This window comes from Pseudomonas sp. UBA6323, from assembly GCF_002439135.1.
GTDB lineage: Bacteria > Pseudomonadota > Gammaproteobacteria > Pseudomonadales > Pseudomonadaceae > Aquipseudomonas.
Genome location: NZ_DJSX01000010.1, coordinates 1 through 18,189 on the forward strand (window position 1 = coordinate 1; position 18,189 = coordinate 18,189).

Genomic DNA, 18,189 nt, shown 5'->3' on the forward strand with positions numbered 1-18,189 from the left:
ATAAATTCGCTCCTACAACGATTACAGCACCTCGTGAATCGCGCGGGTGACGCTGTCCAGGTTGCCGTGGTTCAGCGCGGCGACGCAGATGCGGCCGGTGCCGACGGCGTAGATGCCGAACTCTTCTTTCAGGCGCCCCACCTGCTCCACGGTGAGGCCGGAGTAGGAGAACATGCCGCGCTGCTCGGCAACGAAGGTGAAGTCACGCTTGGCGCCCAGTGCGACCAGTTGCTCGACCATGGCCAGGCGCATGCTGCGGATGCGGTCGCGCATCTCGCCCAGTTCGGCTTCCCACATGGCGCGCAGTTCAGGGCTGTTGAGCACGCTGGCGACCACGGTGGCGCCGTGGGTCGGTGGGTTGGAATAGTTGGTGCGGATTACGCGCTTGAGCTGCGACAGTACGCGAGTCGATTCTTCACGGCTGCTGGTGACCAGCGACAGGGCGCCGACGCGCTCGCCGTACAGCGAGAACGACTTGGAGAAGGAGCTGGAGACAAAGAACTCCAGGCCAGACTCGGCGAACAGGCGCACAGCTTCGGCGTCCTGCTCGATACCGTCACCGAAGCCCTGGTAGGCGATGTCGAGGAAGGGCACGTGCTCGCGCTCGCGCAGCACTTCCAGCACGGCTTTCCAGTCTTCCAGCTGCAGGTCGACGCCGGTCGGGTTGTGGCAGCAGGCGTGCAGCACGACGATGGAGCGTGCCGGCAGGTTGCGCAGGTCTTCGAGCATGCCGCCGCGGTTTACGCCGTTGCTGAACGGATCGTAGTAGCGGTAGTTGTGCACTGGGAAACCGGCGGACTCGAACAGCGCGCGGTGGTTTTCCCAGCTCGGGTCGCTGATGGCCACGGTGGCGTCCGGCAGCAGGCGCTTGAGGAAGTCGGCACCGATTTTCAGTGCGCCGGTGCCGCCCAGGGCCTGGGTGGTGATCACGCGGCCGCTTTCGATCAGGGCTGCGCCCTTGCCGAACAGCAGTTCCTGCACGGCCTTGTCGTAGGCAGCGATGCCTTCGATCGGCAGGTAGCCACGCGGTGCGTGGGCCTCGATACGCGCCTTTTCGGCTTCTGCGACGGCGCGCAGCAGCGGAATTCGCCCCTCCTCGTTGTAATAGACGCCCACGCCAAGGTTGACCTTGGTGCTGCGGGTGTCGGCGTTGAATGCTTCGTTGAGGCCCAGGATGGGATCGCGCGGAGCCATTTCGACGGCAGAGAAGAGACTCATGATGGGTGCGGCAACTCGAGTGAGGGGTGGGAGGCCAGGCGTCCCCGACAAAAGCGCTAGGGGGCGCGTAAACGGGGCGTTAGTATAACGACCCTGAATCCAGGGGGCGACAGCGCAAAGCCCTGAATTAAGGCCTTTTGCCAGGTAATTCGACTCTACTTGGACCTATCGCCGAATCGCCCCGCAATTCATGGCTTTTGACGCAGTCCGAATCAATGCGTCACAGCCATTTGTCGAGGTACTGCATGTCCGAGTTTCAGTTGGTGACCCGCTTCAAACCTGCCGGCGATCAGCCCGAGGCTATCCGGCAGATGGTCGAGGGCTTGGAGGCCGGGCTTTCGCACCAGACCCTGCTGGGTGTGACCGGCTCGGGCAAGACCTTCTCCGTCGCTAACGTGATTGCCAAGGTGCAGCGGCCCACGCTGGTGCTGGCGCCGAACAAGACCCTGGCGGCGCAGCTCTACGGCGAGTTCAAGGCGTTTTTTCCGAACAATGCGGTGGAATATTTCGTCTCCTACTACGACTACTACCAGCCGGAAGCCTACGTGCCGTCGTCGGACACCTTCATCGAGAAGGATGCCTCGATCAATGACCATATCGAGCAGATGCGCCTGTCGGCGACCAAGGCGCTGATCGAGCGCAAGGATGTGATCGTGGTCTGCACCGTGTCCTCGATCTACGGCCTGGGCAGCCCCGAGGAGTACCTGAAAATGGTGCTGCACCTCGACCGCGGCGACAAGATGGACCAGCGTGCGCTGCTACGCCGCCTGGCCGAGCTGCAATACACGCGCAACGACATGGATTTCGCCCGCGCCACCTTCCGCGTGCGTGGCGATGTGATCGATATCTTCCCGGCGGAATCGGATCTCGAAGCCATTCGCGTCGAGCTGTTCGATGACGAAGTGGAGAGCATCAGCGCCTTCGACCCGCTGACCGGTGAGGTGATCCAGAAGCTGCCGCGCTTCACCTTCTACCCCAAGAGCCACTACGTCACCCCGCGCGATACGCTGCTGGAGGCGGTGGAGCATATCAAGGTCGAGTTGCAGCAGCGCCTGGAATACCTGCGCGGGGCGAACAAGTTGGTCGAGGCGCAGCGCCTGGAGCAGCGCACGCGCTTCGACCTGGAGATGATCCTCGAGCTGGGCTATTGCAACGGCATCGAGAACTACTCGCGCTACCTGTCTGGCCGCCCGTCGGGGGCGCCGCCACCCACGCTGTACGATTACCTGCCGGCCGAAGCGCTGCTGGTGATCGACGAGTCCCACGTTTCGGTGCCCCAGGTCGGGGCCATGTACAAGGGCGACCGCTCGCGCAAGGAAACGCTGGTGGAATACGGCTTTCGCCTGCCGTCGGCGCTGGACAACCGGCCGATGCGCTTCGAGGAGTGGGAAGCGGCCAGCCCGCAGACCATCTTCGTCTCCGCCACGCCTGGCCCTTATGAGGCCGAGCATGCCGGGCGAGTGATCGAGCAAGTGGTGCGGCCTACCGGCCTGGTCGATCCGGAGGTGGAGGTGCGCCCGGCGCGTACTCAGGTCGATGACCTGCTCTCGGAAATTCGACTGCGCGTGGCGGCGGGCGAGCGCGTGCTGGTCACCACGCTGACCAAGCGCATGGCCGAGGATCTGACCGATTATCTCGGCGATCACGACGTCAAGGTGCGCTACCTGCACTCGGATATCGACACCGTGGAGCGGGTGGAGATCATCCGCGACCTGCGCCTCGGCGCCTTCGATGTGTTGGTGGGCATCAACCTGCTGCGCGAGGGTCTGGACATGCCCGAGGTCGCCCTGGTGGCGATTCTCGATGCGGACAAGGAAGGCTTCCTGCGCAGCGAGCGTTCGCTGATCCAGACCATCGGCCGCGCGGCGCGTAACCTCAACGGCCGGGCGATTCTCTACGCTGACAACATGACCGGCTCGATGCAGCGCGCCATTGGCGAGACCGAGCGTCGCCGCGAGAAACAGATTGCCTTCAACGAGGCCAACGGCATCGTGCCCAAGGGCGTACAGAAGGACATCAAGGACATCCTTGAAGGCGCCGTGGTGCCGGGCGCGCGCAGCAACAAGCGCAAGGGTATGGCCAAGGCAGCGGAGGAGAGCGCCCGTTACGAGAACGAACTGCGCTCGCCGAGCGAAATCACCAAGCGTATTCGCCAGCTGGAAGAGAAAATGTATGCCCTGGCGCGCGACTTGGAGTTCGAAGCTGCTGCGCAGATGCGTGACGAGATTCAGAAGCTGCGCGATCGGTTGTTGCAGGTCTGACGCCGCCATTCCCGGATTGCATCCGGGCTACGAGTGTAGGAGCGGACTTGTCCGCGAAGCGTTCCCGCACCCATTCGCGGACAAGTCCGCTCCCACAGAGGGCAGGCGCGGCCGCCGACGGGGGCGTTCGCTGTGCGGGGAGCCGGATTCGCGAGCATAGCCCGCTCCTGCGAATGGCGGCGGCGTTGTTGCTAATTTGTAGGAGCGGACTTGTCCGCGAAGCTTTCCCAGACCCATTCGCGGACAAGTCCGCTCCCACGGCAACAGGTGCCGCAGCCGACGAGTGCATTCGGGGTCGATTGATCTGGTGGCGCCTCAATGTGCCGCGCCGCCCCCCGCCATGTTCTGCGGCAGCTTTCGCGTCAAAAGAATCGCCAGCATGCTTACGCCCAGGGCGATGCCGATGAAATGGAACGCGTCGTTGTAGGCCATGATGATCGCTTGCTCGTGGACGATCTGGCTGAGCTTGGCCAGCGCCGCCTGCTCGCTGCCCAGGGTTTGCGTCAGCAGGTGCAGGCGCTCTGCCACCTGTGGATTGGTCGGCACGATGGATTCGCGCAGGTAGTCGAAGTAGACCTTGGCGCGGGCATCGAGCAGGGTGGCGAGCAGGGCGATGCCGATGGCGCCGCCGAGGTTGCGCAGGATGTTGAACAGACTGGACGCAGAGCCGGCATCCTGCGGCAGGATGTAGGCCGTGGCGATCAGCGAGATGGTGACCATCACCAGCGGTTGGCCAAGCGCGCGGATGATCTGGATGTGATGAAACTGCTCGCCGGCGAAGTCCGGATTGAGCACGCCGGAGTAGAAGCTCGCCGCACCGAACAGGGCAAAGCCCAGGGCGCACAGCCACTTCGGCGAGATGACCTTCATCAGCTTGGGCACTAGCGGGATCAGGAACAGCTGCGGCACGCCCATCCACATGATCACTTCGCCGATCTGCATGGCGTTGTAGCCCTGGATCTGCGCCAGGTACAGCGGCAGAACGTAGATCGAACCGTACAGCCCGACACCGAGCCCCAGACTGGAAATGCTGGCCAGGCCGAAATTGCGTTCGCGCAGCACGCTCAGGTTGATTAGCGGGTTGGGGCGGGATATCTGCAGGATGACAAACAGGATCAGGCTGACCAGTGCCACGCTGCCGAGGCCGACGATCAGCTGCGACTCCAGCCAATCCTTGCGGTGGCCTTCCTCGAGAAATACCTGCAGGCAGCCCAGGCCCATGCCCAGGGTGACGATGCCGGCGTAGTCGGTGGTCTTCAGCAGCTCCCAGTGTGGCGCCTTCTTCTCCAGGCCGTAGAGCAGGCCGGCGATCATGATCAGGCCCGGCGGCACATTGATGTAGAAGATGTACTCCCAGCCCCAGTTCTCGGTCAGCCAGCCGCCCAGCGTCGGGCCGATGGAGGGCGCGAAGGTGGCGGTGATGGCGAACAGGGCCATGCCCTTGGCGCGGTGATGCTCAGGCAGCTTGATCAGCGTCATGGTGAACGCCAGGGGGATCAGCGCGCCACCGGTGAAGCCCTGCAGCGCGCGGAACACGATCATGCTCTCCAGGCTCCAGGCCATCGAGCACAGCAGCGAGGCAATCAGAAAGCCTACCGAAACCCACACCGCCAGGCGTCGCGCCGAGAGCAACTGCACCAGCCAAGCGGTCAACGGGATCATGATGATCTCGGCCACCAGATAGGACGTGGAAATCCACGAACCTTCCTCCAGCGTGGCGGACAGTGCGCCCTGGATGTCCTTGAGCGAGGAGTTGGTGATCTGGATGTCCAGTACCGCCATGAAGGCGCCAAGCATGGTGCTCATCACCGCGATCCAGTCGCGACGACTGGGCTCCGCCGTCGCGCGGATCAGCGCATCACCCGCCATGGTGTTCTTCGCTGCGCAGATCCACGGTGACCTCCACCGACATGCCGGGGCGGATCAGTCCGCGCAGCGGGTTGTCGGCGGCGAAGGTCAGCTTGACCGGGATGCGCTGCACCACCTTGGTGAAGTTGCCGGTGGCGTTGTCCGGCGGCAGCAGGCTGAACTGAGCGCCGGAAGCGGCGAACAGGCTATCGATGCGGCCCTCGATGGGCGTGTCGGGATAGCTGTCGAACAGCAGCTCGGCTTTCTGCCCGGGGCGCATGCGGCCGATCTGGGTTTCCTTGAAGTTGGCCTGAATCCAGATGTCCTGATCCGGCACCAGCGACAGCAGGTAGGCGCCGCTCTGCACCACCTGGCCTTCACGCGCCGAGCGTTGCCCGACCATGCCGCTGATCGGTGCGTGGATCTGTGTGCGCGAGAGGTTGAGATCGGCCTGCTCCAGGTCGGCTTGGGCGGAGAGAATGAGCGCGTCCAGGCGTTTGAGCTCGGCTTCCAGGCTGGCGACCTGTTGACGCTGCGCCTGCAGGTCGGCCTGGGCCTTGGCCACTTGCGAGCGGGCCACGCGATTGTCGGCGGCCAGGGTGGTAACGCGTTCTTCGGAGACATAACCCGGCTTGCGCAGGGTCTGGGCACGGCCAAGATCGAGCTTGGAGCGATCGAGGGTCGCCTGGCTGGCGGCAACATCAGCCTGGCTGGCGGCAATCAGGCTGGCCTGCTGGTCGAGCTTGCTCTGCGCCTGGGCGCGCTCGGCCTCATGGGTTTCCAGAGCGGCGAGGGCGCGCTGGCGAGCCAGGCGGAAATCGGCGTCTTCCAGCACGGCCAGCACCTCACCGGCTTCCACGTGCTGGTTGTCGCGCACCAGCACCTTTTCGATGCGCGCATTCAACTGGCTGGAGACACGGGTTATCTCGCCCTGTACGTAGGCGTTGTCAGTGCTCTCGTGATAGCGGCCGACCAGCAGCCATTGAGCGAGCAGGGCACCGACGATAAGGGCGAGAAGGATTGCGAAGACGAGAAGGCGGCGTTGCAGTTTTGCGGGCATGCTTGAGGCTCGGGATGCGACAAAGAAATGTAAGTAAATTTAACAGTGTTCCCTTTGTGCTAGTAGACTCTAGGCTTGGCATGCTTTGTTGCGTACGAGGAACAATCATGGGGCTGGATGACGCACTGATCTTTACCCGAGTGGTGGAATGCCACAGCTTCACCCAGGCTGCGACCAGCCTGGGCATGCAGAAGTCGACGGTGAGTCGGCGCATCGCCTTGCTCGAGGAACGTCTCGGCGTGCGTCTGCTCAATCGCACCACGCGCAAGTTGCGTCTGACCGAGGTGGGGCAGGCCTATTACGAGCGTTGCCGGCAGATCATGCTCGACTTCGCCGAGGCAGAGCAGGCGGTGATGCAGCTGCAGCGCGAGCCCTCCGGGCTGTTGCGCATCACCTCACCCATCGAATTCGGCCAGCTTTTTCTCGGGCGAGTGCTGGGCGAGTTCATGCGTCAGTACCCGCAGATCGACGCCGAGGTGGAGCTGACCTCGCGCTCGGTGGATCCATTGGAGGAGGGCGTGGACATCGCCATCCAGGTCGGTCAGCCGCAGGATTCCACCCTCATCGCGCGCAAGCTGTTCGAAAGCGGCCGGCGCCTGTGCGCGAGCCCGGCCTATCTGGCCGCGCATGGCACGCCGCGTGGCGTCGCCGAGCTGGAAGGGCACCGGGCAATTCTGTTGCAGCACGATGCGCCACGCTATTGGCCGCTGCTGGGTGAAAACCTGCCCTGTCAGCGGGTGATGACCTGCAACAACATCACCTTCGCCCGTGAGGCGACCCTGGCGGGCGCCGGGATTTCCGGGCTGCCGGTGATGATCAGTGAGGACGCGGTGCGCAGCGGACGCCTGATCGAGCTGTTGCCCGAAGCGCGCTTGCCGGTGGGCGAGGTCTATGCCATCTATCCGTCGCGGCGTTTCCAGGCGATGAAGGTCAAGACCTTCCTCGACTTTCTAATCGCCAGCCTGCCGATCACCCGCGGCGGGCTGCTGGAGCCGGGGGCCGTCGGCCTGCTAACATCGCCCGCTTGATTCAAACCTCGTGTCTTCCTTCCGAGAACATTCATGACCACCGTTCGTACCCGTATCGCGCCATCGCCGACCGGCGACCCCCATGTCGGCACCGCCTACATTGCACTGTTCAACCTGTGCTTCGCTCGCCAGCACGGTGGCCAGTTCATCCTGCGCATCGAAGACACCGATCAGCTGCGTTCGACCCGCGAGTCCGAGCAGCAGATTTTCGATGCATTGCGCTGGCTGGGTATCGAATGGGACGAAGGCCCGGACGTCGGCGGCCCGCACGGCCCGTATCGGCAGAGCGAGCGTGGCGAAATCTACAAGAAGTATTCGGACGAGCTGGTCGCCAAAGGCCACGCCTTCCCGTGCTTCTGCTCCGCCGAGCGCCTCGATGAAGTGCGCGCGCAGCAGATGGCCAACAAGGAAACCCCGCGTTACGACGGCCATTGCATGCACCTCGATCCAGCCGAGGCGCAGCGCCGCATCGACGCGGGTGAGTCGCACGTGGTGCGCATGAAGGTGCCGAGCGAAGGCGTCTGCGTGGTGCCGGACATGCTCCGTGGCGACGTCGAGATCCCCTGGGATCGTATGGACATGCAGGTGCTGATGAAGGCCGATGGCCTGCCCACCTACTTCCTGGCCAACGTGGTCGACGACCACCTGATGGGCATCACCCATGTGCTGCGTGGCGAAGAGTGGCTGCCGTCGGCGCCCAAGCTGATCAAGCTCTACGAGTACTTCGGCTGGGAGCAGCCGGCGCTGTGCTACATGCCGCTGCTGCGCAATCCGGACAAGAGCAAGCTGTCCAAGCGCAAGAACCCCACCAGCATCACCTTCTACGAGCGCATGGGCTACCTGCCGCAGGCCATGCTCAACTACCTGGGGCGCATGGGTTGGTCGATGCCGGACGAGCGCGAGAAGTTCTCGCTGGCCGAGATGATCGAACACTTCGACATCAACCGCGTATCGCTGGGCGGGCCGATCTTCGACCTGGAAAAACTGTCCTGGCTGAACGGCCAGTGGCTGCGCGAGCTGCCGGTGGAGACCTTTGCCGCCGAAGTGCAGAAGTGGGCGCTCAACCCCGAGTACCTGATGAAAATCGCGCCGCACGTGCAGGGCAGGGTGGAGACCTTCAGCCAGATCGCACCGCTGGCCGGCTTTTTCTTCTCCGGCGCGCTGAACCTGGATGCCAAGCTGTTCGAGTACAAGAAACTCTCGGCGGATCAGGTGCGCCAGCTGATGCAACTGATCCTGTGGAAGCTCGAGTCGCTGCGTCAGTGGGAAAAAGAGCGCATCACCGGCTGCATCCAGGCCGTGGTCGAGCATCTGGAACTGAAGCTGCGTGACGCCATGCCGCTGATGTTCGCTGCCATCACCGGGCAGGCCAGCTCGGTTTCCGTGCTCGATGCCATGGAAATCCTTGGTCCGGACCTGACCCGCTTCCGTCTGCGTCAGGCGCTTGAACTGCTCGGCGGCACCTCGAAGAAGGAAGCCAAGGAGTGGGAGAAGCTGCTAGCGGCCATCGGCTAAGTTGAGGCGGGCAGTTTTGGGAGGGGCTTTAGCCGCAAGGATTTGATTTTGTCGCCGCTGTAGCGCCTCCCACGGTCGGAATTCTGTTCACTTTAGAACGGTCAAATACGATCAGTCCCCTCGCCCCTCTGGGGAGAGGGTTAGGGCGGGCCGCGTTCGGAGAGGGGAAAAACTAGCAGCTTGCTGTGTTTTCAGCCCTCTCCCCAGCCCCTCTCCCATAAATGGGAGAGGGGAGCCAAACGCATGCAGCCTTAAGTGAACGGCATTACTCCCACGGTCGGGGGCTTATGCTTTGCGAGGAGAGGCCTAAGTAATTGTTCTAGTGGCAAAAACTTTTGGCTAACAGGAAAAATGTTGTTGACAGCCAATCGGGGCGCTCTTAACATGCGCCCCGTCCTCGAGATGGGGCTATAGCTCAGCTGGGAGAGCGCTTGCATGGCATGCAAGAGGTCAACGGTTCGATCCCGTTTAGCTCCACCAATCTCGACTCCTTCGGGAGTGCCAGAATCGGTTTGACCGATTCGCGATCAGGGGTTTTGCGTCCCCTTCGTCTAGTGGCCTAGGACACCGCCCTTTCACGGCGGTAACAGGGGTTCGAGTCCCCTAGGGGACGCCACTTATTCCAGCCGCAGCGCTCAGGCGCTGCAGCCAGACCGAAAGGTTTCGGGGCTATAGCTCAGCTGGGAGAGCGCTTGCATGGCATGCAAGAGGTCAACGGTTCGATCCCGTTTAGCTCCACCAAACACTGACAAGGCCAGCTTAGCGCTGGCCTTGTTCTTCGAAGGTTTTGTCCCCTTCGTCTAGTGGCCTAGGACACCGCCCTTTCACGGCGGTAACAGGGGTTCGAGTCCCCTAGGGGACGCCATTTTCCAGTCGCAACGCGCAAGCGCTGCGAGCCGACCGCAAGGTTTCGGGGCTATAGCTCAGCTGGGAGAGCGCTTGCATGGCATGCAAGAGGTCAACGGTTCGATCCCGTTTAGCTCCACCAATCACACAAGGCCAGCCTAGCGCTGGCCTTGTCGTTCGAAGGTTTCGTCCCCTTCGTCTAGTGGCCTAGGACACCGCCCTTTCACGGCGGTAACAGGGGTTCGAGTCCCCTAGGGGACGCCATTTTTCTTGCCGCATTTGCGGGACCCAGGGGCTGCCTCTTCAGAGGTGGCCCCTTTTTGTTTTCGCTTGCCCTTGGAGCGCAGCGCCCGCTGCCGGAGCCCTGATGCTGCTTCTCAGGCGTCGTTGAGTGCCACGGCTTCGTAGCTGACCACGCGGTTGCGGCCGTCTGCCTTGGCGCGATACAGGGCGCGATCCGCCAGTTCCAGCCAGCGCTCGCCGCAGTTGGGATCGTTCGGTACCCCGGCGTGCAGGCCGATGCTCAGGCTCAGTGGTATCGATTGCTGCTGGTAGCTGCAGGGGGTTCGGGCGATGTCTTCGCGTAGCTGTTCGGCGAGGTCGAGAGCACCGGTAAGGTCGGTACCGTCGAGCAGGGCGACGAACTCCTCGCCGCCGAAGCGGGCCAGCAGGTCGCTGCTGCGCAGACGTTGCTGGATGCGTTGGGCTGCATGGCGCAGGCACGCATCGCCGGCCAGGTGACCATAGTGGTCATTGACGTGCTTGAAGTGATCCAGGTCCATCATCAGGATCGCCAGCGACTGCTGGCTGCGCTCGGCGCGGGCGCAAGCGCGCGCCAGTTCCTCGCTGAGCGTCTGACGATTGAACAGGCCGGTGAGGCCATCACGGCGATTCAGCTCCGCCAGGCGCAGGTTGGCGTTGGACAGCTGCTGCAGGGTGTCCTGCAGGGTCGCGGTGCGCTCCTGCACGCGTTGTTCCAGGCTCTCGCTGATCTGCCTCTGCAGTTCCAGGTGCTTGGCCTGCTCGTTGCGCAGATGGCGCTCCTGTTCGATCAGTCTGGCCTGTGCCAGGCGTTCGGCGTGTTGCACCTGGCGGATGCGTGCGGCAAGGGCGATGGAGAACACCGTCATCTCGATCAGGCCGCCCACCTGTTGCGCGTGAAGGGTTAGCAGCGAGTAGGGCAGCAGCCCGGTGCCGGTGAGGATGCTGGCCAGGCTGGCGGTGATCAGCACGAACCAGCCCAGGGCGAACAGGCGTGCCGCCACATAACCTTCACGCCAGCGCAGCAGAGTGATGATGAAGGCGGCCACGGCGCAGGCGACCACCAGTACGAAGCTGCCTATCAGTGCGGGTGCATAAGGTCCGAGGAGCGCCATGCCCAGTACCAGCCAGGCGCAGGCCTTGAGTGCGTTGGCGACCCAGCGGTAGGACTTCGCGGCCTTGTCCAGCTCCAGCACGCCGTAGGTGAACTGTATGCCGAACAAGGTCGCCAGGGCCGAACTGAGTGGAAAGCTGAGCTGGTGCCAGGCCAGGGCGTTGGGCCACAACCATTGCAGGGCGAAGCCAAGCTGGATGAACTGATAGAGACTGAAGCTGGCGACGAACAGGCTGTACCAGAGGTAATTGCGGTCACGCGTGATGCAGAAGATGCTCAGGTTGTAGATCAGCATCGCGATCAGGGCGCCGAAGAACAGGCCCTGTAACAACAGGCTGCGTTGCTCCTCGTGATCGAATGCCTCATGGGTCATCAGGCTGGCGCTGAGGTTGGCGGAACCGTCGGTCTGCATGCGCAGCCAGATGCGCCGTTGCTCGCCCGGCTCGACGTCCAGTGGGAGCGCCAGCTGGCGGTGCTCGACCCAGCGCCAGCCGAAGGGGCGCTGGTCACCCGCGCGGTAAACCCGTTCGTCGTCGAGGCCGTAAGCGTCCAGCTGATCGAGCAACGGATTGCCGATCAATAGTACCCAGCCAAGCGAGCGATTGTGCGGGTTGTGCACGTCCAGGCGCAGCCAGTAGGCGCTGCCGCCGTAGCCGAAGCTGGCATCGCGCCGGTCGACGGGCTGCCAGGCAGAGTCGGGCAGGGCCCGGACATTGGTGATGTCGGCCTGGCCGCTCGGGTCTTGCCAGAAATACATGTAGGGGCCGGGCAGCGTCTGCGTCTGGCCGCTCGGCAGCGGCAGGCTGTCTGCCCAGGTCAGCGCTGGCAGCAGCAGAAGCAGAAGCATCAATAGGCGCAGGATGGCAGTCAATTGCTCGTTCTCGGGCTCTCTGGCGACTGGCGCATTATGGCGTGCCGCAATGAGACGATGAAAGCTCGGCGCTGCATACGCTGGCAGTGCCGCGTATCATGCGGCACCTGATCGGTGGCCACCGAGTATAGCGGCGCCACCTCGTTGATTGGATCACTTGCCAGCCGCGACTTCGCGTGCCGGCTGCAAACCTGGAGGTACAGCCATGAACTGGGAGCTGCCCAGCCCCTTCGTCATCGATATCGAAGTGACAGCAGAAGATATCGACGGTCTCGGCCATGCCAACAACGCGGTGTATGTCAGCTGGCTGGAGCGCTGTGCCTGGCGTCATTCGCAGTTTCTGGGGCTGGATCTGGTCGAGTATCGCCGCCTGGATCGGGCCATGGCCGTGGTGCGTCACGAGATCGATTACCTGGCCAGCGCCTATGAAGGGCAGCAGCTGCAGATGGCGACCTGGATCGTCGAGTCCGACCAGCGCCTGAAGATGGATCGTCGTTTCCAGCTGGTGCGGCCCGAGGATGGTCTGACGCTGCTCAGGGCCAAGACCACCTTCGTCTGCATCGAGCTGTCCAGCGGGCGCCCCAAGCGCATGCCATCGGAGTTCATCGAGGGCTATGGCCAGGCCTTGATGGAGCCTTATCCGCTTGAACTATAAGCGCGCTCAGTCGATCAGCGGCGCGAGAAATACCTGGTGCGGTTCGACCATCACGGCGAACTGACGGGTTTCGCCGGGGCGCAGCAGTATCGACTGCGCGACGTCCGGCCCACGCCCGCCGCAATAGCCATCGGGTGACAGGGCCACGGCGACGCTTAATTCGCCGCTGGGCAGGTCCAGGCTGGTGCGTTCGCCTGGGCCAAGCTTCGCCACCGCCTGCTGGTTGACGTAGAGTTCCACGTCGCAGGCGTTCGGCGCGTTGCTGTCGCGGCTGAAGATCAAGCGCGCCGGCGCGTCGGCGACCGGGTCGGGCGGCATTTGTTCGATACCCCTGGGCAGCGCGCCGCTGGCCTGTGCGCCCAGATACCACATACCCAGAACGATCAACGCGAGATAACGCATGACGAGCTCCTGTTTAGCTGTTGTCAGTGTGGCCCATCTTGCGCGCGGCGCGCGACCCCTTAAACTGTGCGCCCCATTTTTTCGGACTATCTCATGCAAATCGCCCTGGCGCCCATGGAGGGGCTGGTCGACGAGATCCTGCGCGACGTACTGACCCGCATCGGTGGTATCGACTGGTGCGTGACCGAGTTCATTCGCGTGAGCGAGCGGCTGTTGCCGGCGGCTACCTACCACAAGCTCGCGCCCGAGCTGTTCAACGGTTCACGCACCCAGGCCGGCACGCCGATGCGGGTGCAGTTTCTCGGCTCCGACCCGCAGTGCCTGGCCGACAACGCCGCGTTCGCCTGTACGCTCGGCGCGCCTGTGATCGATCTCAACTTCGGTTGCCCGGCCAAGACGGTGAACAAGTCGCGTGGCGGTGCGGTGCTACTCAAGGAGCCCGAGTTGCTGCATGCGATTGTCCGTGAGGTGCGCCGCGCGGTGCCGGTCGAAATTCCAGTGACGGCAAAGATGCGCCTGGGCTTCGAGGGCAAGGAGGGCGCGCTTGACTGCGCGCGGGCGCTGACCGAAGGCGGGGCCAGCCAGATCGTCGTGCATGCGCGCACCAAGGTCGAGGGATACAAGCCGCCGGCGCATTGGGAATGGGTGGCGCGAGTGCAGGAGGCGGTCGGCGTGCCGGTATTCGCCAATGGCGAGGTGTGGACGCTGGACGACTGGCGCCGCTGCCGCGAGGTCAGTGGCGTGGATGACATCATGTTGGGCCGCGGCCTGGTATCGCGCCCCGGCCTGGCACGGCAGATCGCGGCGGTCAGGGCCGGAGAGGCGCCCGAGGAAATGAGCTGGGCCGAACTGCAGCCGTTGCTGCTCGACTTCTGGCAGCAGGCACGGCGCAAGCTGGCGCCGCGCTACGCGCCGGGGCGCCTGAAGCAGTGGTTGGCGATGCTCACTCGTACCTATCCGGAGGCCGTCGCCCTGTTCGCCGAGGTGCGCCGCGAGCAGGATTGCGAGCGTATCGACCGGCTGCTGATGATGCCCTCCCGCTAAAGCCCTGTGGCCTGGATGAAATCCAGGCAGCGGACACATTCTCCCCGGATGGCATCCGGGCTACGGCTGAAGCTTGGTGCGCACGGCACATGCTGCGGTAGGGGCAGGGCGTGGCTGGTGGGCACATGCTTCCATGCTGGCTGTAAACGAATTTTTTAGGCCCTTGAAAAATCTCCCGGCGACCCTAGATACGTGACTGCGGAATGCCGAAGTCGGGTTCCGCGATATGAACCTTGCTGAAATTTTCAGGAGATTACTCATGAGCAACGTACTGTCCCTGGCTCCTCTGTTCCGCCAGTCCGTCGGTTTCGACCGTTTCAACGATCTTTTCGAATCTGCCCTGCGCAGCAATGACGCCGGCAGTTCCTACCCACCTTATAACGTCGAGAAGCACGGCGAGGACCACTACCGCATCGTGGTCGCGGCTGCCGGCTTCGAGGAAGGCGATCTGGAGCTGCAGGTCGAGCGGGGCGTGCTGACCGTGGTCGGCAACAAGCGTGATCGCAGCGCCGAGAGCGTCAGCTACCTGCATCAGGGAATCGCCCAGCGTGCGTTCAAGCTGTCGTTCCGCCTGGCCGATCATATCGAGGTCAAGGGTGCCAACCTGGTCAACGGTCTGCTCCATGTCGAGCTGGAGCGCATCGTGCCGGAAGAGGCCAAGGCCAAGCGCATTCCCATCGGCAGTCAGCGTCCTGCGCTGGAAAGCTGAGTTGATAGACGTACGAAAAAGGCGCCCGCGGGCGCCTTTTTCGTTTGTCTAGGCCTCAGCCTTTCTGCTGGCCCAGCAGGTCGCGAAACACATCCTGCGGCAGCGGTCTGCTGAACAGGTAGCCCTGGTAGAGATGGCAACCTTGCGACTGCAGGAACTCCAGTTGGTCCTGCTGTTCGACACCCTCTGCGATCAACCCCAGGCCCAGGCTGCGGGCCATGGCGACGATGGCGCGAATGATCTCGGCGTCGTTGGGGTCGTTGGTGGCGTCGCGTACGAACGACTGGTCGATTTTCAGCATGTCCACCGGTAGGCGCTTGAGGTAGGTCAGCGAACTGTAGCCAGTGCCGAAATCGTCCATGGCGAAGCTGACGCCGTGCTTTTTCAGGCGCAGCATCTTGCCCACGGTATCGTCGATATTCTGGATGACGATGCCTTCGGTGATTTCCAGCTTGAGCATGGCATTGGGCAACTGGCTGGCCCGCAGGCAGTTACCCACCCGTTCGACGAAGTCGTGCTGGCGGAACTGGCGTGGGCTGATGTTCACGCACAGACTGAAGTGCTGGCCATCGACCAGGCCGCCAGCCAGTAGCTGGGAACAGAAATGACAGGCCTCGGCCAGCACCCAGCCACCGACCTCAACGATCAATCCGCTTTCTTCCAGCACCTGAATGAAGTGCGCCGGCGATTGTGGCCCCAGTTGCGGATGCTGCCAGCGCAGCAGGGCTTCGGCGCCGACCACCTTGCCGTCACGGGCGTCGACCTGGGGCTGGAAGTGCAGTTCGAATTCGCCACGAGCCAGAGCCAGGCGCAGATCATTCTCCAGGCGCAGGCGAGCGCTGGCAGCATCCTGCATGGTGCTGCGAAACAGCTGGATGGCATTGCGGCCAGAATCCTTGGCGCGGTACAGGGCAATATCGGCGCGTTTGAGCAAATCCGCCGGGGTGTTGCCATGGTCGGGAATCAACGCGACACCGATGCTCGGTGTAACCTGCAGGCGGTGTCCGTCCAGCAGCATCGGTTCGGCAAGCAGCTGACGCAGTTTTTCGGCGACCTGGCGGACGTGGCGGGTGACTTCCGAGCGTTTGCCCTCCAGGCCGGAGAGCAATACCACGAATTCGTCGCCGCCCAGGCGCGCCACGGTGTCCTCCAGACGTACGCTGGCCTCCAGGCGGGCGGTGACAAGGCGCAGCACTGAGTCGCCGACGGGGTGCCCGAGCGAGTCGTTGATGTGCTTGAAATGGTCGAGATCGAGAAACAGCAGGGCGCCGCGCAGGTTATGGCGTTTGAGCAGGGCGATCTGCTGAGTCAGACGATCCATCAGCAGGGCGCGATTGGGCAGATTGGTCAGCGCGTCGTGATAGGCCAGGTGCTGAACCTGCGCCTGGGCCTGCTTCAGCTCACTGATATCGCGCGCGGTGAGCAGCAGGCAGGGCACGCCATCGAGTTCGATGGGTTGCACGGAAACGTCGACCAGGCGCACGTCGCCGTCGCGGTGCCGGCCGTGCATTTCCATATGCAGTACCTTGGCGTTGCGCGACAGCTGCTCGAGCAACCGCTGGCGCTCCTCGGGATAGGCCCAGACGTCCATCTCGAAGGACGTGCGCCCGACCACTTCCTCCGGCAGGTAGCCGGTGATGCGGGTGAAGCCTTCGTTGACCTCGATGTAGCGGCCGCTTTCGCGCTCGGTGATGGTGATCGCGTCCGGGCTGGAGTGGAAGGCCTTGGCGAACTTCTCTTCCGAGGCTTGCAGGCGCTGTTCACGCAATACCCGTTCGCTGATGTCGACCAGGGTGCCGACCATTCGCAGCGGTTGCCCGTCGTCGTCGAGCTGCAGCTTGGCCGTGCTTTCGAGAAAGCGCAGGCCGCCATTCTCCCGCTGTACGCGATAGGTGACCTGATAATGGCTGCGGCACTCTTCGACCATCTGCTGAAAGTGCTGGCGCAGGCTGCGCCGGTCCTCCATTGGCACATGCCGGAAGAAATCGAGAAAGGCGCCTTCGAATGGTGCCGCGTCCAGCCCCTGCAGTTGCGCTGCGCGGGCGCTGGCGATCAGGCGGCTGCCGGGAATGTGCCAGTCCCAGGTGCCAAGGTCGGCCGATTCCAGCGCCAGGCGCAGGCGCTGTTTGCTTTCGTTGAGAGCCAGTTCCTGGGCGCGTTGTTCGGTGATGTTGCGCACGGTGAGCACCAGGCAATCGACGCCGTTCAATTCAATCTCGCCGCCGAACAGCAGGTTGCTGGTGACGCGGCCGTCGCGACTGAACAGGCGCACCTCGAGGTTGTCCAGGCGCCCGGTTTGCGCGGCTTCGAGCATGCGCTGACGGTCACCGGGGTCAGCCCAGATGCCCAGCTCCAGCGAGGTGCGGCCCACGGCTTCGGCGCAGCTCCAGCCAAACTGCTGCTCGAAGCTCGGGTTGACCTCGATGAAGCGACCTGTCGCCCGCTCGGAGATCGCCACCGCGTCCGGCGTATGCATGAATGCCTTGGCGAATTTTTCCTCGCTGGCGCGCAGTGCGTTCTCCGCTCGCTTGCGCTCACTGGTGTCGAGAAAGGTGCAGAGCACCAGGCGATCGCCCTGCAGTTCGATGTACTGGCTCGACAGCACACCGTCGAGAATGTCGCCGGCGCGGGTGCGCAGCTGCACTTCCTGAATCACTGGCTCGCGGCTCAGCGGTGCCTGCCGACGCAACTGGTCGCGCTGACTGGCGTGTACCCAGAGATTCAGCTCATGGGTGGAGCGGCCAAGAATTTCGCTGGGGTTCCAGCCAAAGGCGTGGGTGAAGTGCTGGTTGACCTCAATGATTTCGCTGTTGTCGTAGCGCACCAGCATCATGATGTCGGGGCTCAGGCGGAACAGGCTGGCGAAGCGTTCCTCTGAAGCGCGCAGGGCCTCGGCACGTTCCTGCTGGGCAGTGATGTCGCGGATCACGCCGAACATCCGTGGCCGACCGTCAGCCTCGCGTTGCAGGCTGCCGGTGATCTCCAGCCAGTGCAGGCTGCCGTCCGGCCAGCGGATACGATGGCGCAGGGCATTGGGGATCTGTTCGCCTTTGAGAATGGCCTCGAACGTCGCCAGGACTTCGGCGCGTTCCTCCTCGGGGATCAGCTCGATGTAATGCAGTTCCCGCGTTACCGGGCGATTGGGATCGAGGCCGAACAGTGCCTGGGCGCCGCGCGACCAGTTCACCTGGCCGCTGCGAATGTCCCAGTACCAGGTACCGAGATGCGCGCCATTCAGCGCGGCCAGCAAACGCGGTGCGTCTTGCCAGGTTTGCTCGAATTCGGCGGGATCCATCGCCGGGATATGTGGCAGGGGCGGGGTCTGGTCAGTCGATCTGGCCATGGCCGAACCGTTCT

The 18,189-nt window shown here is 63.4% G+C and carries 12 protein-coding genes and 6 tRNA genes; 12 read left to right on the forward strand and 6 right to left on the reverse strand.

The features are described 5' to 3' along the window. Positions 1-21: 21 nt before the first annotated feature. The gene (locus B3P22_RS02785; protein WP_296269762.1) at positions 22-1,218 is read right to left on the reverse strand and encodes an amino acid aminotransferase; all 1,197 of its coding nucleotides are present in this window, start codon (positions 1,216-1,218) and stop codon (positions 22-24) included. Positions 1,219-1,463: 245 nt separating this feature from the next. On the opposite strand from B3P22_RS02785, the gene uvrB reads away from it, so the two are divergent. Next, positions 1,464-3,479 carry an excinuclease ABC subunit UvrB gene (uvrB, locus tag B3P22_RS02790; protein ID WP_296269763.1) on the forward strand — a complete coding sequence of 672 codons (2,016 nt, stop codon included), beginning with the start codon at positions 1,464-1,466 and terminating at the stop codon, positions 3,477-3,479. A gap of 315 nt (positions 3,480-3,794) precedes the next feature. On the opposite strand, the gene B3P22_RS02795 is transcribed toward uvrB, so the two are convergent. Beyond that, positions 3,795-5,288: a DHA2 family efflux MFS transporter permease subunit gene (locus B3P22_RS02795; RefSeq protein ID WP_296269829.1), complete on the reverse strand. Its 1,494-nt coding sequence runs from the start codon at positions 5,286-5,288 to the stop codon at positions 3,795-3,797. A 49-nt stretch (positions 5,289-5,337) separates the two neighbouring features. Further along, positions 5,338-6,387, reverse strand: coding sequence for an HlyD family secretion protein (locus B3P22_RS02800; RefSeq protein ID WP_275544775.1), 1,050 nt, complete (start codon positions 6,385-6,387; stop codon positions 5,338-5,340). A gap of 107 nt (positions 6,388-6,494) precedes the next feature. Between B3P22_RS02800 and B3P22_RS02805 the strand changes: the two genes are divergently transcribed. From B3P22_RS02805 to B3P22_RS02840, 8 genes are all read left to right on the forward strand, one after another. Next, on the forward strand, positions 6,495-7,415 hold the full coding sequence (locus tag B3P22_RS02805) for a LysR family transcriptional regulator (RefSeq protein WP_275544776.1): 921 nt from the start codon (positions 6,495-6,497) through the stop codon (positions 7,413-7,415). A 33-nt stretch (positions 7,416-7,448) separates the two neighbouring features. Beyond that, positions 7,449-8,930: a glutamate--tRNA ligase gene (gene gltX / locus B3P22_RS02810; RefSeq protein ID WP_296269764.1), complete on the forward strand. Its 1,482-nt coding sequence runs from the start codon at positions 7,449-7,451 to the stop codon at positions 8,928-8,930. A 404-nt stretch (positions 8,931-9,334) separates the two neighbouring features. Further along, a tRNA-Ala gene (locus B3P22_RS02815) sits at positions 9,335-9,410 on the forward strand. A 60-nt stretch (positions 9,411-9,470) separates the two neighbouring features. Next, positions 9,471-9,546 (forward strand) — tRNA-Glu (locus B3P22_RS02820). A gap of 49 nt (positions 9,547-9,595) precedes the next feature. Beyond that, positions 9,596-9,671: transfer RNA gene (locus B3P22_RS02825), tRNA-Ala, on the forward strand. Between the two features lie 48 nt (positions 9,672-9,719). Continuing rightward, positions 9,720-9,795: transfer RNA gene (locus tag B3P22_RS02830), tRNA-Glu, on the forward strand. Positions 9,796-9,842: 47 nt separating this feature from the next. Continuing rightward, positions 9,843-9,918: transfer RNA gene (locus B3P22_RS02835), tRNA-Ala, on the forward strand. Between the two features lie 46 nt (positions 9,919-9,964). Beyond that, positions 9,965-10,040: transfer RNA gene (locus tag B3P22_RS02840), tRNA-Glu, on the forward strand. Positions 10,041-10,153: 113 nt separating this feature from the next. Here B3P22_RS02840 and B3P22_RS02845 read toward each other — a convergent pair. After that, positions 10,154-11,998 (reverse strand): sensor domain-containing diguanylate cyclase, encoded by a 1,845-nt coding sequence (locus B3P22_RS02845; RefSeq protein WP_296269765.1) that lies wholly within the window; start codon positions 11,996-11,998, stop codon positions 10,154-10,156. A gap of 229 nt (positions 11,999-12,227) precedes the next feature. On the opposite strand from B3P22_RS02845, the gene B3P22_RS02850 reads away from it, so the two are divergent. Beyond that, complete coding sequence (locus B3P22_RS02850; RefSeq protein WP_197857323.1) at positions 12,228-12,677, forward strand: acyl-CoA thioesterase; 450 nt, start codon at positions 12,228-12,230, stop codon at positions 12,675-12,677. Positions 12,678-12,683: 6 nt separating this feature from the next. On the opposite strand, the gene B3P22_RS02855 is transcribed toward B3P22_RS02850, so the two are convergent. Then, positions 12,684-13,079: a hypothetical protein gene (locus B3P22_RS02855; protein WP_296269771.1), complete on the reverse strand. Its 396-nt coding sequence runs from the start codon at positions 13,077-13,079 to the stop codon at positions 12,684-12,686. 93 nt (positions 13,080-13,172) lie between these two features. On the opposite strand from B3P22_RS02855, the gene B3P22_RS02860 reads away from it, so the two are divergent. Then, entirely contained in the window at positions 13,173-14,123 is a 951-nt protein-coding gene (locus tag B3P22_RS02860) for a tRNA dihydrouridine synthase (RefSeq protein ID WP_296269773.1), read from the forward strand. Positions 14,124-14,382: 259 nt separating this feature from the next. Continuing rightward, a complete protein-coding gene (locus B3P22_RS02865; RefSeq protein ID WP_197857317.1) occupies positions 14,383-14,832 on the forward strand; it encodes an Hsp20 family protein in 450 nt (149 codons plus the stop codon). Positions 14,833-14,887: 55 nt separating this feature from the next. Here B3P22_RS02865 and B3P22_RS02870 read toward each other — a convergent pair whose 3' ends face one another. After that, positions 14,888-18,175 (reverse strand): bifunctional diguanylate cyclase/phosphodiesterase, encoded by a 3,288-nt coding sequence (locus tag B3P22_RS02870; protein WP_296269775.1) that lies wholly within the window; start codon positions 18,173-18,175, stop codon positions 14,888-14,890. Positions 18,176-18,189 lie beyond the last annotated feature (14 nt).

Coding starts and splice junctions, on each gene's coding strand:
- B3P22_RS02785 (WP_296269762.1), bottom strand. CDS start 1,218: ATGAGTCTCTTCTCTGCCGTCGAAATGGCTCCGCGCGATCCCATCCTG.
- uvrB (WP_296269763.1), top strand. CDS start 1,464: ATGTCCGAGTTTCAGTTGGTGACCCGCTTCAAACCTGCCGGCGATCAG.
- B3P22_RS02800 (WP_275544775.1), bottom strand. CDS start 6,387: ATGCCCGCAAAACTGCAACGCCGCCTTCTCGTCTTCGCAATCCTTCTC.
- B3P22_RS02805 (WP_275544776.1), top strand. CDS start 6,495: ATGGGGCTGGATGACGCACTGATCTTTACCCGAGTGGTGGAATGCCAC.
- gltX (WP_296269764.1), top strand. CDS start 7,449: ATGACCACCGTTCGTACCCGTATCGCGCCATCGCCGACCGGCGACCCC.
- B3P22_RS02845 (WP_296269765.1), bottom strand. CDS start 11,998: ATGCTTCTGCTTCTGCTGCTGCCAGCGCTGACCTGGGCAGACAGCCTG.
- B3P22_RS02850 (WP_197857323.1), top strand. CDS start 12,228: ATGAACTGGGAGCTGCCCAGCCCCTTCGTCATCGATATCGAAGTGACA.
- B3P22_RS02855 (WP_296269771.1), bottom strand. CDS start 13,079: ATGCGTTATCTCGCGTTGATCGTTCTGGGTATGTGGTATCTGGGCGCA.
- B3P22_RS02860 (WP_296269773.1), top strand. CDS start 13,173: ATGCAAATCGCCCTGGCGCCCATGGAGGGGCTGGTCGACGAGATCCTG.
- B3P22_RS02865 (WP_197857317.1), top strand. CDS start 14,383: ATGAGCAACGTACTGTCCCTGGCTCCTCTGTTCCGCCAGTCCGTCGGT.
- B3P22_RS02870 (WP_296269775.1), bottom strand. CDS start 18,175: ATGGCCAGATCGACTGACCAGACCCCGCCCCTGCCACATATCCCGGCG.